11 protein-coding genes are annotated in these 14,406 nt (G+C 64.5%); 5 read left to right on the forward strand and 6 right to left on the reverse strand.

Annotation, left to right across the window (positions count from 1 at the left end):
* Positions 1 to 370: ELM1/GtrOC1 family putative glycosyltransferase (locus VKP01_RS14650; protein WP_324413558.1), on the reverse strand; the 370-nt coding region annotated here is incomplete at its 3' end.
* 90 nt (positions 371 to 460) lie between these two features.
* Here VKP01_RS14650 and VKP01_RS14655 point away from each other — a divergent pair.
* The gene (locus tag VKP01_RS14655; RefSeq protein WP_074445098.1) at positions 461 to 934 is read left to right on the forward strand and encodes an Lrp/AsnC family transcriptional regulator; all 474 of its coding nucleotides are present in this window, start codon (positions 461 to 463) and stop codon (positions 932 to 934) included.
* An 8-nt stretch (positions 935 to 942) separates the two neighbouring features.
* Here VKP01_RS14655 and VKP01_RS14660 read toward each other — a convergent pair whose 3' ends face one another.
* The 4 genes from VKP01_RS14660 to VKP01_RS14675 form a co-directional block, all read right to left on the reverse strand.
* Positions 943 to 1,491, reverse strand: coding sequence for a hypothetical protein (locus VKP01_RS14660; RefSeq protein WP_324413561.1), 549 nt, complete (start codon positions 1,489 to 1,491; stop codon positions 943 to 945).
* Positions 1,492 to 1,681: 190 nt separating this feature from the next.
* Positions 1,682 to 2,164, reverse strand: a complete 483-nt coding sequence (locus VKP01_RS14665; RefSeq protein WP_324413563.1) for a hypothetical protein — start codon at positions 2,162 to 2,164, stop codon at positions 1,682 to 1,684.
* 4 nt (positions 2,165 to 2,168) lie between these two features.
* Entirely contained in the window at positions 2,169 to 2,504 is a 336-nt protein-coding gene (locus tag VKP01_RS14670; protein ID WP_324413565.1) for a rod-binding protein, read from the reverse strand.
* A complete protein-coding gene (locus VKP01_RS14675) occupies positions 2,504 to 3,643 on the reverse strand; it encodes a flagellar basal body P-ring protein FlgI (RefSeq protein ID WP_414706585.1) in 1,140 nt (379 codons plus the stop codon). Before VKP01_RS14675 ends, VKP01_RS14670 begins: the two co-directional genes overlap by 1 nt.
* Positions 3,644 to 3,936: 293 nt before the next feature.
* On the opposite strand from VKP01_RS14675, the gene VKP01_RS14680 reads away from it, so the two are divergent.
* The 4 genes from VKP01_RS14680 (at position 3,937) to VKP01_RS14695 (ending at position 12,007) form a co-directional block, all read left to right on the forward strand.
* Positions 3,937 to 4,410, forward strand: coding sequence for a flagellar assembly protein FliX (locus VKP01_RS14680; RefSeq protein WP_324413567.1), 474 nt, complete (start codon positions 3,937 to 3,939; stop codon positions 4,408 to 4,410).
* A gap of 190 nt (positions 4,411 to 4,600) precedes the next feature.
* Positions 4,601 to 5,758: a peptidoglycan DD-metalloendopeptidase family protein gene (locus VKP01_RS14685; protein ID WP_324413569.1), complete on the forward strand. Its 1,158-nt coding sequence runs from the start codon at positions 4,601 to 4,603 to the stop codon at positions 5,756 to 5,758.
* A gap of 230 nt (positions 5,759 to 5,988) precedes the next feature.
* The gene (locus tag VKP01_RS14690) at positions 5,989 to 10,596 is read left to right on the forward strand and encodes a hypothetical protein (protein ID WP_324413570.1); all 4,608 of its coding nucleotides are present in this window, start codon (positions 5,989 to 5,991) and stop codon (positions 10,594 to 10,596) included.
* Between the two features lie 181 nt (positions 10,597 to 10,777).
* Positions 10,778 to 12,007, forward strand: coding sequence for a hypothetical protein (locus tag VKP01_RS14695; protein ID WP_324413572.1), 1,230 nt, complete (start codon positions 10,778 to 10,780; stop codon positions 12,005 to 12,007).
* Between the two features lie 157 nt (positions 12,008 to 12,164).
* On the opposite strand, the gene VKP01_RS14700 is transcribed toward VKP01_RS14695, so the two are convergent.
* Positions 12,165 to 14,207, reverse strand: coding sequence for a 4Fe-4S binding protein (locus VKP01_RS14700; RefSeq protein ID WP_324413574.1), 2,043 nt, complete (start codon positions 14,205 to 14,207; stop codon positions 12,165 to 12,167).
* Positions 14,208 to 14,406: the final 199 nt, after the last annotated feature.

Genomic DNA, 14,406 nt, shown 5'->3' on the forward strand with positions numbered 1-14,406 from the left:
CATCATGCGGGTGGGCGATGACCAGATCGAAGTGATCGGGCGGCGTGCGCGGATTTTGCAGATGCACCGTCAGCGTCCGTCCGCCCGAGGCACGCCGGATGGCTATGGCGGCGGCTGTGGAACGCCGTCCGCAGGAGATCAGCAGATCCGGCCAGGGCGGCGCGAGCGCATCACCCTCTGCGGCGAGTCCGCGCAGGGGACAAGGGCAAAGATGCCCCGGCAGCCAGCGCCATGGCGCGCGCAATCCGATGCATTTTTCCGTGAAGGCGAGGCCCATCCGGTCGCACAAGCCGAGCACCTGGCTGCGCATGCCGGCTTCCCCCGTCGTCAATGCCCAGACCGTCGGAAGGCGCACGTCGAAAACTCCCACGCGCAATTTCGTTGCGCGGCTTGTGTGCATGCGCTAACGCGATTATGTAAACGCGTCCTCGCGGAGGGCGTTATAGACGACGGAGTTTCCATGCGCGACCGCCTTGACGCGATCGATCTCAAGATTCTGGCCGAATTGCAGAAAGACGGCAGCATCACCAACGTTGAATTGGCGAGGCGTGTCGGCCTGTCGGCGCCGCCATGCCTGCGGCGTGTGCGCGCTCTGGAGGAGGCGGGAATCATCAAGGGCTACCGCACGCTGCTCGATCCGCAATTGCTCGGCTACGAGGTGATCTGCTTCGCCATGGTCCAGTTGGCCAGCCAGACACAGGCGGATCTCGCGGCGTTTCAGGAGCGCATCGCCGACTGGCCGACGGTGCGCGAATGCTGGACGCTCTCCGGCGAGGTTGATTTCATCCTCAAATGCGTCGCGACGAACATGACGGCGTTTCAGAATTTCGTCGGCGATCTGACGAGCCTGCCCAACGTGCGCAACGTGCGCACGGCGCTCAGCCTCGACAAGGTCAAGGACGAGCCGCTCGTGCCACTCGATCTGGAGGGCTGAGGCGCGCCTCAGAAGCGGCGCACCACCCATCCGGCGAACACCCTGGTCAGCGCCATGGCGCGGATCTGCTCCCGCTCCGGCGACGGGCGATGGGAGCCCGTTGTCGCCGGATTGTTTGCGAGCAGGCTGTAGCTGTCGATCACGCGCCCGTCCGGCGCGATCAACTGCGCTTCACCGCCGAGATTGTCGAGCGGTGGTTGTGCAAAGCCCCCGCCGAAACTGTCGTCATGGTCGATCCATGTGTTCGCATTCAGGAAGAAGCTGTTCAGGGTGACATGCAGGCGCGGCGCATTCGCGGCGATGGTGTAGCGCGCCTGCAGTTCCGCGCGCAGCGAATCATGCAGCAGATCGGCGAAGACGCCGACGCCGCGCGCGCGCAGCGGCGCGACATCGACCGTAATCGCGCTGACGCTATCGCGCGGCTGTGCCGTAGCGTGAACCGGTGCGAAAAGAACTGTACTCGCAAGGATGGCGAGGAGCATGGCGAACAGGGGGGCGGCGCTTGCGAGGATGCGATTACGGACCAGCGAGCTGCGAGTAGCGTGTCGTACGATCATGGGCTGTCTCCGCGTCATGTGTAGCCCCCAGCGCTCATATATGATGTTGCGTACCGATGGATAGCGGCAGTTGACGTGAAGAGTGCATTTGCTCGCGGAAAAGCGGAGCGGTTCATGCGCGCGATCTTCCCGCTCTCTCGTCGAAGCGGGGGAGCAGGCGGCCTTCATGAAGGGTGCGCCTTTACGACGCTCAGAATTCCCGTGAGACGAGCAGCGGGGCGCTCTTGCCACCATAAGCGCTGCGGGCGCGGCCGGGAGCGTAGCCTTGCGGTGCTTGTGCGCGGGACAGTTCGTTGGAGATTCCCTTGACCAGATTCTCCGAAACGGCGCGGGCGGTGGCGAGGACGATCTGATTGGTTTCGATGGCGCGGGCGAAGTCGGCGTGGCGCGCCCTCAGCTCTTCCAGCGGCGCGGGGGCAAAACGGGCGAGCGCTACGGCATTGGCCTTGAGTGCTTCGAGCCCGCGCAGATAGGCGCTGGTCAACTCGCTCTTGCGGCTCTCGTTCGCGAGTCCTTCGGTGATACGTCCGACGCGGACATGCTCGGTCTCGACGGTGAGGATCTTCTCGAGCGCCGCCATGGTGGCGCTGATATCCTCGATCAGACCGCGCGCCTCCGCCGGGCCCGTCACCCGGATCGCGGCGCCTTCGGCGTTTCGCTGATCGGCCCACATGGCATCATCCTTCCTGCATCTTCAGCAATTCGGAATAGATCTGGTCCGAGAGGCCGATGCCGCCGGACTTGCTGACCATTCCCGCATATTCGGAGACCAGCATCGAGCGGTAGACGTCGGAGCCGGGACCGGCTTCGCCGAAGGTCCCTTCGTCGCCATTCGCGCTGAAGACCTGGCCGAACATCTGCTCGAGAAACATGGTCTCGAAATCGTCAGCCTGGGCGCGCAGGGCTTCGCGCCGCGCGCCGGAAACTTCGCTTGCGCCCTCTGCGCGCGCATCCAGCCGCGCCTGTGAGGCGCGGGCCATGCCCATCGAGACTTCCAGAGAAAGTGCGCTCATCACATCACCTCGATATCGGCCTGGAGGGCGCCGGCGGCCTTGATTGCCTGGAGAATGGCGATCAGATCGCGCGGGCCGATACCCAGCGCGTTCAGCCCGTCGACGAGCTCGCGCAGGGTCACCCCTTCCGGCACGACGGCGAGCTGGCCGTCCTCGCCGAAGACCTCGATGGCGGTGCGCGGTACCACCGCCGTCTCGCCATCGCTGAAGGGCAGCGGCTGTACGACCTGCGGTTCCTCCATGATCGTCACGGTGAGATTGCCCTGCGCCACGGCGACGGTGGAGACGCGCACGTCGCGGCCCATGACGATGATGCCGGATCGCTCGTCGACGACGATCTTGGCCGGCTGATCCGGCTCGACACGCAGTTGCTCGATCTCGGTGAGCAACTCGATCATGTTGCCGCCATAGCTTTCGGGAATACGCAGATGCACCGTCGAGGGGTCGCTCGGTGCTGCAGCATCATCGCCGATGAAATCGTTGATCGCGGTGGCGATGCGGCGCGCGGTTGTGAAATCCGGGTTGCGCAGAGCCAGCCGGAGATGACGCTTCTCGGCCAGCGAGAATTCGATCTCGCGCTCGATCAGCGCGCCGTTGGAGATGCGCCCCACCGTCGGAACCCCGCGCTGGATACGCGCGGCATCGCCCTCGAAGCCGAACCCGGCGACGGCGACTGAGCCTTGGGCCACGGCATAGACTTCGCCATCGGCGCCCATCAGCGGCGTCACCAGAAGCGTGCCGCCCTCGAGCGAATTGGAATCACCCAGCGCGGAGACGGTGACATCGAGCCGCGTGCCCTGGGTAGAGAAGGCGGGGAGATTGGCGGTGACCATCACCGCGGCGACATTCGCCGTGCGCAGGTTCGCTCCGCGCGTATTGACCCCGAGGCGTTCGAGCATGGCGGTCAGGGATTGCCGGGTGAAGGGCGAATTGTTGAGTGAATCGCCGGTACCCTGAAGACCGACGACGAGTCCGTAGCCGACGAGCTGGTTCTGGCGCACGCCCTCGACTTCGGCGAGATCCTTGATGCGGGACATGTTGGATGTCGGGCGTGCGACATCGGCCTGCGCCATGGCGGCATCAAGCAACGGGCCCGCCGTGAAGGCCAGGGCGCAGATGAGCGTGATGACTTTTCGCATCGTCTTCTTCATGATCGCACTCTCGTCGCTGTTGGCCAGATTACCATGGCAAGTGCCGTGCCAGCGGATGAGAGGGCTCTTCAGACGCGGGAAAGGTGAATGATTTCCTGCGTTTATCCGCTGCATTCGCCCTGCTTTGCGAAGCCGGTTTCACGGATACGCGGCAGATTTTGCCGGATACTCCCCGCAGCATCGTCCGGCGCGGTGTGCGCCCGGCAGAAAATGCCGCCTGGTTAACGCGTGGTTAACCATGTTGCGTCAGCCTCTATTCGGGCAAAGCCGGAGGACGCGCCATGCGCATCGATCCCAAGACTACCGCATCACCGATCGCCGCAGCCGCAGCGCGCCGCCGCACATCGGATGGCGGTTTCGCGGTCTCCGATACGCATGATGCGCGCCCGGCAGCATCTGCCGCGAGTGCCGCGCCCGTCGGCTCGCTCGACGCCCTGCTCGCCCTTCAGGAGGAGTCGGATGAAGGTGAGCGCCGGCGCAAGGCCGCACGGCGTGGCCACGACATCCTCGATTCGCTCGATCGGCTGAAAGCGGCCCTGTTGAGCGGAAAGGTCCCCGCGCGCGATCTCCAGACGATCGTCGCGCGCTTGTCCGAGCGCAATACGTTCAGTGGTGATCCACGGCTCGATGAAATCATCGCGCATATCGAATTGCGCGCGAAGGTCGAGCTGGCCAAGCTGGGGGCTGAATCCGAATCCGAATCCGAATCCGGAGCCGCGAAGCCGGGCAGCGGGCCCTATCCGCAGCGGAGCTGAAAACCGGGAATTATCCCGCGCGCTTGATGCCTCATCGCGTGTTCGCGCGCATGCAGATCGGATCAAGCCTGACGGCCATGGTTAAGAAAAATTGCGCTTCATCGCAATTGCGCAGCGCGGCTCAACCAATGCTTAACCTGAATCGGCGTTTAATCGGATTCCAATGTTGCGTAGAACACCAGGTGCGCCGATGAGTTGTCTGCACGGTTCCGGCCGTTTCTCCCTTCTCTCGCGGGTGATGGTGATCGGTCTCGTCTCCGGTCTCACGGCCGCATGCAGTTCAGATACGATGCGTTTTGCGGGCGATCCCTTCGGGAACCCCTTCGCCTCGAATCGCAGTGAGCCGCTCACCACGGGCAGCATCAACCCGGATGGCGCGCCGTCTGCGGGAATCTCTGCGGGAATAATCGAGGCTTCGCCGCTCGCGGCACCCGGTTCCGCGCAGCCACAGGTGATTTCCGCTCAGACCTCCGCGCCGGCCCGCAACCAGCAGCGTTCGACAGGCCCCGCCGGCTGGACAGCGCTGGGCGGCACGCCGATCGTCGTGCGCGAGGGGCAGACGCTGGAGGGGCTCTCCAATCGTTACAATGTTCCCACTTCTGCGATCCTTTCGACCAATAATTTGCAGGGCGCGGCGGATGTGCGGCCCGGATCCACTGTGGTGATCCCGGTCTATAATGCGGTCGGGACGCGCACGGCTTCGGCACAGCCGACTCAGACGCGCAATGATGCTTCGCCGGCGTCGGCACAGTCGCGTCAGACTTCCGATGCGCTGCCCGCCCAACCCTCTGTGGCTCCGCCCCCGCGTCCACGCCAGCTGGCCAGTGCGGCCCGGCCCGCCACGCAGCCACAGACGCGTCCGCAAGCACAGACGCGACCGCAGAACGCCGCCGCTTCTGCTGCGGAAGCAGCACCGCGCGTTCAGCAGGCGAATGCGCCGCAGCCGCAGCCCGAGGCTTCTCAGCCGAACGCGACTGCCGCCGGGCTCGACTTCCGTTGGCCGGCACGCGGGCGCGTCATCGCCGGCTTCGGCACAGGTGGTAACGAGGGCATCAATATCGCACTGCCCGAAGGCACGCCGGTGCGCGCAGCCGAAGGCGGGACCGTCGCTTATGCGGGCAGCGAGCTGAAGGGCTACGGCAACCTGATCCTCATCCGCCATGATGACGGCTATGTCTCGGCTTACGCGCATAACCGCGATTTGCTGGTGAAACGCGGCGATAATGTCCGTCGCGGGCAGGTGGTCTCGAATTCCGGGCGTACCGGAAACGTCAACGCGCCCCAGCTGCATTTCGAGATCCGCCGCGGCTCCGACCCGGTCGACCCGATGCCGTATCTGCGCAGTTGATCGACACCGACTGCATTCCGTTTCGACGAAAGCCGTGCCGCTCCCGATGCCGGGGGCGGCTACGTGTCATGAAACTGATATATGAAGAGGTTATGCACTCAAGACAACGGTCTTGTATTCGTCTGTTTTATATCTATAAAAGTGTGATTGGCAAAGCATAAACTATTTAGCTGGCTTCTTTTGCTTGTTTTGCGAGTATTTAGGCTATTTTTTATTTGAGGGTTTGATTTATGCATGTTCGCTTCGATGCGTCGGCATCAGCTTCCGCGCGCCTCTCCGACCACGCCCCGGCTGCGTTCGATCTCGCCCAGCGCCCTGACCATGCCGAGGGGGCGCCTTTCGACCGGCAGCCCTTCGGCAATCTCGGCCACATCTTCCAGGTCCGCAACGCCGCTGGTGATTACGAGCTCTATTTCGAGTCGCGGATCGGCGAGACCGGGCTCGTCTGGACCAATCGCGGGCGCCCGCTCGATATGCGCAGCGACTACAGTTACACGGTCGATTTCCCGATCCCGCGCCAGCGCGGCACGCCCTTCGCCGAGCGCCTGAACGAGGTTGCGCGCGAACTCGACCAGCGCGCGCGGGATGCGATGGCGGATCCCGACCGCCCGCTCTCCGAGAACCCGTTCGTGCGCTTCGCCAATGGGGCGGCAGGCGCAGCCCGCGCTTTTCTTGGCGATCCCGTGGCCGGGCTGGCGGGGATGGCGCCCTATTTTGCGATCAGTCCGACCATGTTCCAGGATCCTGCCGCGCTGGGCGTGGCGCGCGAGATTGGCCGCGCGGCGAGCGGCGCGGTCGATACGACGCTGGATTCGTGGTTGACGGCTTTGGGTTTCGAAGTCGATTCCCCCGCTTTCGACTTCGGATTGAACATGGGGCGGATCGCCAGCCTGCTCGCAGGACTTTATGGGCTTGGTGAGGGCGCGCTGCGGCTGGTGCGGATCAACCATCAGGTGCAGGTTGCGGCGCGCAACGGGCATGTTCTGGCCTCCTTCGAGAATCTCTCGCGCGCCAGAATCGGCGATGTGGCACGCTTCATCGACAGGCTGACGCCGGAGGAGGTCGCCGGTTTCGATCCCTCCATGCTTGATGCCATGCGGCGCGGACTCGCCCGCCATTCCGGCGATGCCACTGCACGTGCGGCGCTCTCCCGGCTCGACGATCTCACAGCAGGGCGCATCGTTGTACGCGGGGCCGGTGATGGCGGGGCTGGCGCGGGAAGCGGGTCGGAAGCGCAGGCACCCATCGTGCCGCGCCTGCCCCCGGCGGATGGTGAGCCCATTACGTTCGGGCCTTATCCGGGCACCCCGCGCGGCGGCGGGGGCGGCGTCACCGATCGCACGGGTCGTGCGTCGCCGCAGCGCGATGCGAGCAGCGATATCGCCAGGCGTGCCCGTGAGGCTGCGGAGGCCGATGCGGCGCGCAATGCCGCTCTGCGGCAAGCCGCTGATCAACACCCCGTGCCCACCGGATACGACGTCTCGATCGCGCGGCCTCTGGAGAACTGGGATGTCGCCGGGCGCGTTGCCAGCCAGCATAATGCGAGCGCCCATCCGCGTGATATCGTGGTACGGGTCCCGCTGGAGCGTCAGCTCGGCCCGGACGACAGCCTGCGCGAGATCGCCTTGCTGCGCGGCGATGCGATTGCGCTGCAGGAGCAAATCGGCCGCTTCGTCGAAGCGGGAACCATGACACCCGATTTCGATCTGGCGGGTGCGGCGCGCCAGGTCGGAATCAACTGGGAGGCGGCGCGGCTCGCGGCGGCCGAGATGCGGGTGCGCGCGGTGGCGCTCGATCATCCCTTGACCATTGCCGGCTATACGACATTCGCGATGCCCGATGCCGCGCGTGCGGAACGCGAATCGCTGCAATGGAACAGATCGACGCCGAGTGAGGGTATGGTCGCATTGCCGCTGGTGATCATGCGTGAAATTGCGGACGGGGCCGGGGGCACGATTCCGGTGCGATCGCATGAGGTCTGGTTCGGCCCTCCGGAGCGCGCACGCGGCGCCATTGAAGCGCTGGCCGCACAGCGGCGCCTCGCGGGTGATCAGAGCCTTGCCCATATCCTCGCCCGCGCCGGCTTGAGCGACAGTTTCGCCGCACGCGAACAGGCCGGGCTCGATCTCCGTGCCGCCCAGATCGAGATGGAGCAGCCCACGCGTTTCGACGGTGTGGATGTCGGCATCCAGCCGAGCCGTGAAGCGGCGATTTCCGCCGTCCTCGATCACAATGCCGAGGCTCGGCCCGGCCTCGATCCGCAATGGCTCTATCTGCCGCTGGAAAATCGTATCACCGGCCCCGGATTACCGCCGGATGCGCGCGGACGGGTCCATGCGATCTATGCCAATGCATCTTTCGACCAGCTTGAAGCGTTTTATCAGCGCATGCGTGAGACGGGCCGCATCGGCCCCGATGTGAGCTTCGACAGGCTGCTGCGCGAAGCCGGAATCACAAGGCGCTTCGCAGCCGCGCGGCAACAGGAGGCGGATGATCGGGCGCAAACGCCGATGCGCGAAGAGACCGGCATCGCGCCCTCTCATCCGGATAATCCGGGAGAGGCAGCACACTTCCCGCCACCGGTTCGGGTCGCTGCTGAAGCATTGACAATCTCGCGCGAAATCAATCTGGAGGAGCCCGGCGAAATCATCGATTTCGTGCGTGATCGCCGGCTCGATGCCTGGGAAGGCGACGGGCTCGACGATGTTGACCCCGATGCTCTCGACGCGGCGGCGGCGACGCTCTACGCGCTCGATTTCAGTTCGCCGGGGGGAATCGGCTTCTTCGACGACGATCTGCGTATGGCGATGGATGCGATCCGCCGCGCTGGCGGTCGAGCCTTCCCCGCTCCCGTTGCGCCCGGTGAGCCCGGTTATGATGCGATGCCGCGTGCGATCGATTACGGCTTGCCGGATCGGGGCTATGTCTATGCCGGAATCGATGATGCCGGCCATCCCGTCTGGCGCGGTGAAGACGGGCGGCATGTCGGCCCGTTCGCCCGCGAGCCGGTCGGCGCCTTTGCCAACCCGGTGAGGGATTCCGGTCCTGCGCCGATACGGTTCCCGTTCAATCCGACGGCGCCGGGCCCACTGGTACCGCTGGCGCCGCCGGGCGCACTGGCCGGTTACGATCCGATCATGACCGCCCCGGTTACCCGCGAAGACCTGGCGCCGCAATCGCGCGATATGCTCGATACGCTGATCGGCATGATCCGGGATGCCGGCTTCGATCTGCGCGGCGGTCTGAACGTCTCCATCCGTGATCCGTTCGCGGGGTTGCAGGTCCTGCGCAGTACCGGCGCGGTCGGGCTCGACACACTGAGGGCGCTGAATGCGCGGCGCGGCGCCATCATTGAAGCGGCTGCTTCGGGTGATGTGCGGACACTGCTCGATATCTTTGCCCACGCGCTCGGCGTGGGTGCGCGGATCGGGGAAGGATTGCACGAGCCGCAACTCGTGCGTCTGGCTTTGCAGGAACTGATTGGCCTGCGCGGGCTGGGTATCAATTCGGCCCTTCAATGGAAAGCATCGGCGCTGGAAGGCTATGCCGAGCGCTCTTTCCTCGGCGAGGAATCACCGTTCCGATTCACCCCGGATACCGAGACTCTCGCCCTTGAGCGGCAGGAGCCCGGTTTTGCGGAGATCGAAGGCCATCTTGCCCTCGACGTCACGCCGCTGCCGCCCGAGGAGGCAGCCGGGGCGGTCGACATCTTCGGCAACAGTGACAGCGATTTGTACAGGCTCAATGCCGATCTGCGTATCGGCAAGACCATGTTCGAATTCTATACGCCCGCGCTGGAAATCGGTCCGTTAGGGCTGCCGGGGGCGGAATACCGCGAGGAGCTCGCCGAGGAACTGATCATTCCCGCTGGCAGCATCCTGCCGCGCGAATTTGTCGCCGTTATCGATCGTGCGGTGGGCGATGGTCGCTTCTCGATGCGGTTCCAGACCCTGTATACCGAAGCCCCGGATGAGCAGGCCGAACTTTTCAGGCAGATCAATGAAGGCCTCGTAAGCGGTGAGCCGCTTGCCGGCCAGCCCGGTTTCCTGGAGGAATTCGGTGCGCAGAATGTCGAGGCGACGCACAATCCCGGTTTCCGCGCGCGGCTGTCGGCGCCGCCGGGCCGAATTCCGGGCGGGCGCGATACGATTGATGCGAACTTCCTGCCATCCGAGCATTTCGTGAGCTGGTTGGTGGGCCTCGTCACCGGCGGGGCCGTGCATCTGCCGATGGACCGTGCCGTGCCCGGCGAGTTCGATGTCGCGGCCCGGTTCGCCCCCGATGTCCTGCACGGCTATGCCGACAAGGTGCGCATCAAGCTCAATCTGGGCCCCTCCACGAGCTTCGGAGATATTGTCGGCCTGCGCACAGCCTTCTACCTCGTGCGGGAGTCGCGCCCTGAGGCGCGCACCGCCCTGATGCGCTCGCACGATAGCGCGACCGTCACCTTCGAGGACAGATCTGCCGAGCAGCGCGCAATCGACGTGCCGGTCTGGCTCTCGATGATGCTCGGGCACGCTGTGGCCCCGGGGCAGGTGGAGGCTGCGCTTGGCTTGCAACCGCTTCCGCCGGGTGGGATCGTCATCCCGCCGGGCGGGAGCGCAAGCCTGCGGGATCTGTTGCAGCGCGCCTGGCATGCGGGCGGTCCCGAGGAGCGTGAGGCCGCTGCCGGCTTCATCGCCGATCACCTCGCCGGACCCGAGCCGGATTTCGTCGACGGGCATACCCTGATGCCGGAACTAAAGGACGAACTGATCGAAGTTCTCTATCGCATCGCCAAACCGCAGAACGCGCTCGCACAGCCGGAGCAGGCGAACCCGCCGCCATCTGCGCCCTGAGTGAACGCCCGTCACGCCGCTGCGCTCATGTGCCGGCGTGACCAGGCGCGCGCGAGCGGTCATGCCTTGTAGCGCAGTGGCACGAGATCGTCTTTCCAGTGGCCGGCTTCGATAGTTGTTGCGAAAAGTGACGGAATTTATTATTATGAATTTATATTAATTATTAATTTTTAGGTGAGCTATGAGTTTCTCCATGCCAGGCGTATCGCAAGCCTCTTCGAATCCTGACCTCAAGGGGTTGAGCGGGCAAGCTCCTCGGGGCTTCTCGCTTGAGGGATCGGCAAAGGGCGCACCGGCCACCACACAGCTTGTCGCGAGCAATTCCAACCGCGCGCCCGCTCCGGATCTGGACGATGTAAGGCTCAGATCGCCGGATGGATACGGGATTCCGGTGATTCCTTTCTCGGCGGAGCAGGTGGTCCACTACCAGAGCGCATCCGCAATGATTGCCGAAGATATTGAAACAAGGCTCGCGGAAAACCCTGATATGCGAATTGTCGTCATGGGTGAGGGACACTCGTCCACGGCGCAATCCGTCTTTGATTTTCTCGCCTATTACTTGCTCACGGGTGATTCCGGTCGCGAGTTCGTTCTCGCATTCGAGGCCTTCACCACACCTCACGTGAATGATCTCATCGATCAGCTCTATGATGGCGTGATCGAGCCTGACGAATTTCTGGCGCGCGCTTCCGTCGATCTGCAGCTACGCTATCTGAGCGCTCTGGCGCATCACGAGGATGCGACAGGCGAGACTGTCGCGGAGCCGGCTACAATCGATACGTGGCGGAATACGCTGGAACGGGACGTCATTCGCCATTTCAATGACGGCAACCGCGTCGCCCTGCTGGATGTCAACCGCTACGACTTCGAGGATGATACCGGGCGCACGGCGAACCGCACGGCGGGGATGGAGCAAAGTCTCCTGGGACTGGCTGCGGAGCACCGGGACAGTGTCATTCTGGCCCAGATCGGGAAACTGCATGTCCTTCCGGAATTCGTCGGCACCCCTGATATCGTCGAAAACGGGCCGGTGAATTACGGCGTGCCGGTTGGCCGAATTTCGGCGGAGCGCGCTCTTATGCCGGCCCTGAGCGAAGAGCTGGGGCCCGAGAACGTGTCCTTTTTCATTGGTTCCGAGTACCGTGAATGGGCTGAGCGACACGGTGTTCCCGATCCGTATCACGGCAAGCCCACCCTGCCGAATATGGACCCGCTTCCGGACCGTGAATACGATGTCGACGCAACGCGACAGCGCATGATCGAAAGTGGAAACTGTCCGCCAGAGGAAGACGCCTGCTGGCGTTTCGGTGACGCTCCCAACGCAACGTATTACATCTTCCATCACCCCTTCTTTAATGACGCCTCAGGTCGTGACATCCACGACATTCCGGATTTTGACGGCGTCGAATAATGCCAACGCTGCTGCCCGGGAGTACACCTTCGGGACTGACCCTGATCGGGCGCGGCATGGCAATTTCCGGCATGATCGTCTCCGCAGGAAAGGCGTTCATGCCACGCATCGGTTTGTTGTCTTCGCATGGTGCGCCAACGGGGCTCCAACCGCCAACTTACCCCTTGAGATAATCATCCGTGGTGCGCACCTTGCGCATGCTCTCGTCATGCGGATCGAAGCCCTCGTTGACGACGGCCTCCACGCGGCAATCCTCGCACATTTGCAGGACGCGGCGACGCTGCTCACCGGCGGGGCCGGAGAACATCCAGTGGCCGCTCAGCTTCGCCTGCACCCGCTCGATGCTCGCCTTCGTGCCAAACAGCTTGCCGCAGCTGATACAGGCGAAAGGCTCCTCCTGCTTGAGGAGTTTCTTGGGTTCCTCCCAGGCCTCGAAATCGAGCTGAGGCACGAGCGTGATCGCGTCTTCCGGACAGGTCGTCTCGCACAAGCCGCATTGCACGCAGGCGCTCTCGGTGAAGCGCAGCATGGGATAATCGGGATTGTCAGACAGTGCCCCGGTCGGGCAGACGCCGACACAGGCGAGGCAGAGCGTGCAGGCATCGGTATCGAGCGCGACCTGGCCGAAGGGTGCGCCCTCGGGCAGGACGATCGTCTTGGCAGGCTGCGGCGCATGGCGGTTCATCTGTGTCATCGCCAGGGTCAGGAGCCCGCGCTTGTCCTCCGGCGCGAAGAACGAGGCGCGGCTCTCCGGCAGCGCAACGGGGTCGACGGCGAGCGCGGCTTCCAGCGCATCGGGATCGTCGGTCTGGATCAGGGCGAGCGTTTCCGGGCCGTGGCCGGTGTTGGTGGTAATGGTCTCCATCAGGGTGAGCGTGCGCTCCAGCCCGTCAATGGCGTGGCGCGGGCGTTCGCGGGTGAGGATGCGCAGGCCGCCGGCGCCCCAGGCCAAAGCCGCAGCGATGATCTCGGGTCCGATCTGCGTCGCCTCGTTGACGGTGAGCGGGATGACATGCGCCGGCAGGCCGTTACCGAACCGGGCGCTGGCATCGATCAGCGGGGTGCCGTGATCATCATCGTGCAGGAGCAGGACCGGCGCGCGGGTGCCGCCCGCATTATAAAAGGCACGCAGGGCGGCGCGGATGCGCCGGGCAAGGCTCTCCACGGTCGGCAACGCGTAGGCCGCCGCGCCCGTCGGACAGACCGCAGCGCATTGACCGCAGCCGGCGCAGATATTGGGATCTATCGCGACGCTGTCGCCGGCGGGTTCGATGGCGCCGGCGGGGCAGAGATCAAGGCAGCGGGTGCAGCCTGTCTGCTGGTTGCGCGAATGGGCGCACAGATCGGGCGCGAAATTGATGAAGCGCGGCTTGTCGAAGGTGCCCACCATCTGCTGCGCCTTGGCGACGAGCTTTGCCACGGCCACCGGATCGGCTGGATCGGCCCGGAAATAGCCCGGGCGCAATTCGCCGGCGGGAAACAGCGGTGTGGTGCCCGTCAGATCGATGACGAGATCGCAACGCGACACCGCACCGTCACGCGTCTCCCCGAAGACGAGCTTGCCACGCGAGGATGGCGACGGGCCGGCATAGGCATCGACGGTGAGTTCGAATGCACCCAGATGCCCGCTCGCCCGGGCGATACGCCCTTGCAGGACCGGAAAGGCGTTGCGGCGCGGCGGCGTGATCTCGGCGCCGGGGGTGACAAGGACGGTGATGTCGAGATTGTCGAGCAGATCGCGTGCGGCCTCCAGCGCCACTTCGTCGCGCCCGAGAATCAGCGCCACGCCACGGCTCTCCATCGAGACGACCTCGAATGGCTCGGCTTCCTCCGCCGCCTGCGCGATCAGCGCCGCCATTTTCGGCCCGGCCGCTTCTGCATCATGCGACCAGCCTGCCGTCTCGCGGATATTGACGAAGCTGATATCCGGATAGGGCGCGTCGGCGTCTCCCGCTTCTTCCGCAGCCGCCTGCGCGAAATCCGCAGCGACTTCCTCGAAGAGCGGCTGTTCCTGGGTGCAGGTCACCGTCATCGGGCGCCCCGTCGCAAGCGCCTCGCGGAAACGGTCGAGCTGGACACGGCAGAGCTGATGCGCTGTCTCGGGTAATTCCCCGCAGCCGGCGCCGGCAATGGCGTCGCCATCGACGGGCATGGTGCCCTCGCAACTGCAGGTGAGAACGAGGCGGTCGCGCTGCTTCATCGGTCACTTCCTCCGGGATCGCGGATTCGCGCTGTTTTTGCTCTTTGCGATGCGCGCTCTGATCACTACTCTATAATTCATCCAAACAAGGAAAAAAGGGAGAGGCCCGCTGCCGTCTTCCGAAAACCATCGTGGCCGGGGAGAGAGAGCATGAGCGAGGGGCGCACCGGCAACGGTCAGGCGGAGCCGCAGCAAGCAT

The organism is Saliniramus sp., from assembly GCF_035311605.1.
Lineage (GTDB): Bacteria > Pseudomonadota > Alphaproteobacteria > Rhizobiales > Beijerinckiaceae > Saliniramus.

What these genes read in the sequence shown, in the direction of transcription:
- VKP01_RS14655 (WP_074445098.1), top strand. Translation starts at nt 461, where the DNA reads ATGCGCGACCGCCTTGACGCGATCGATCTCAAGATTCTGGCCGAATTG.
- VKP01_RS14660 (WP_324413561.1), bottom strand. Translation starts at nt 1,491, where the DNA reads ATGATCGTACGACACGCTACTCGCAGCTCGCTGGTCCGTAATCGCATC.
- VKP01_RS14665 (WP_324413563.1), bottom strand. Translation starts at nt 2,164, where the DNA reads ATGTGGGCCGATCAGCGAAACGCCGAAGGCGCCGCGATCCGGGTGACG.
- VKP01_RS14670 (WP_324413565.1), bottom strand. Translation starts at nt 2,504, where the DNA reads ATGAGCGCACTTTCTCTGGAAGTCTCGATGGGCATGGCCCGCGCCTCA.
- VKP01_RS14675 (WP_414706585.1), bottom strand. Translation starts at nt 3,643, where the DNA reads ATGCGAAAAGTCATCACGCTCATCTGCGCCCTGGCCTTCACGGCGGGC.
- VKP01_RS14680 (WP_324413567.1), top strand. Translation starts at nt 3,937, where the DNA reads ATGCGCATCGATCCCAAGACTACCGCATCACCGATCGCCGCAGCCGCA.
- VKP01_RS14685 (WP_324413569.1), top strand. Translation starts at nt 4,601, where the DNA reads ATGAGTTGTCTGCACGGTTCCGGCCGTTTCTCCCTTCTCTCGCGGGTG.
- VKP01_RS14690 (WP_324413570.1), top strand. Translation starts at nt 5,989, where the DNA reads ATGCATGTTCGCTTCGATGCGTCGGCATCAGCTTCCGCGCGCCTCTCC.
- VKP01_RS14695 (WP_324413572.1), top strand. Translation starts at nt 10,778, where the DNA reads ATGAGTTTCTCCATGCCAGGCGTATCGCAAGCCTCTTCGAATCCTGAC.
- VKP01_RS14700 (WP_324413574.1), bottom strand. Translation starts at nt 14,207, where the DNA reads ATGAAGCAGCGCGACCGCCTCGTTCTCACCTGCAGTTGCGAGGGCACC.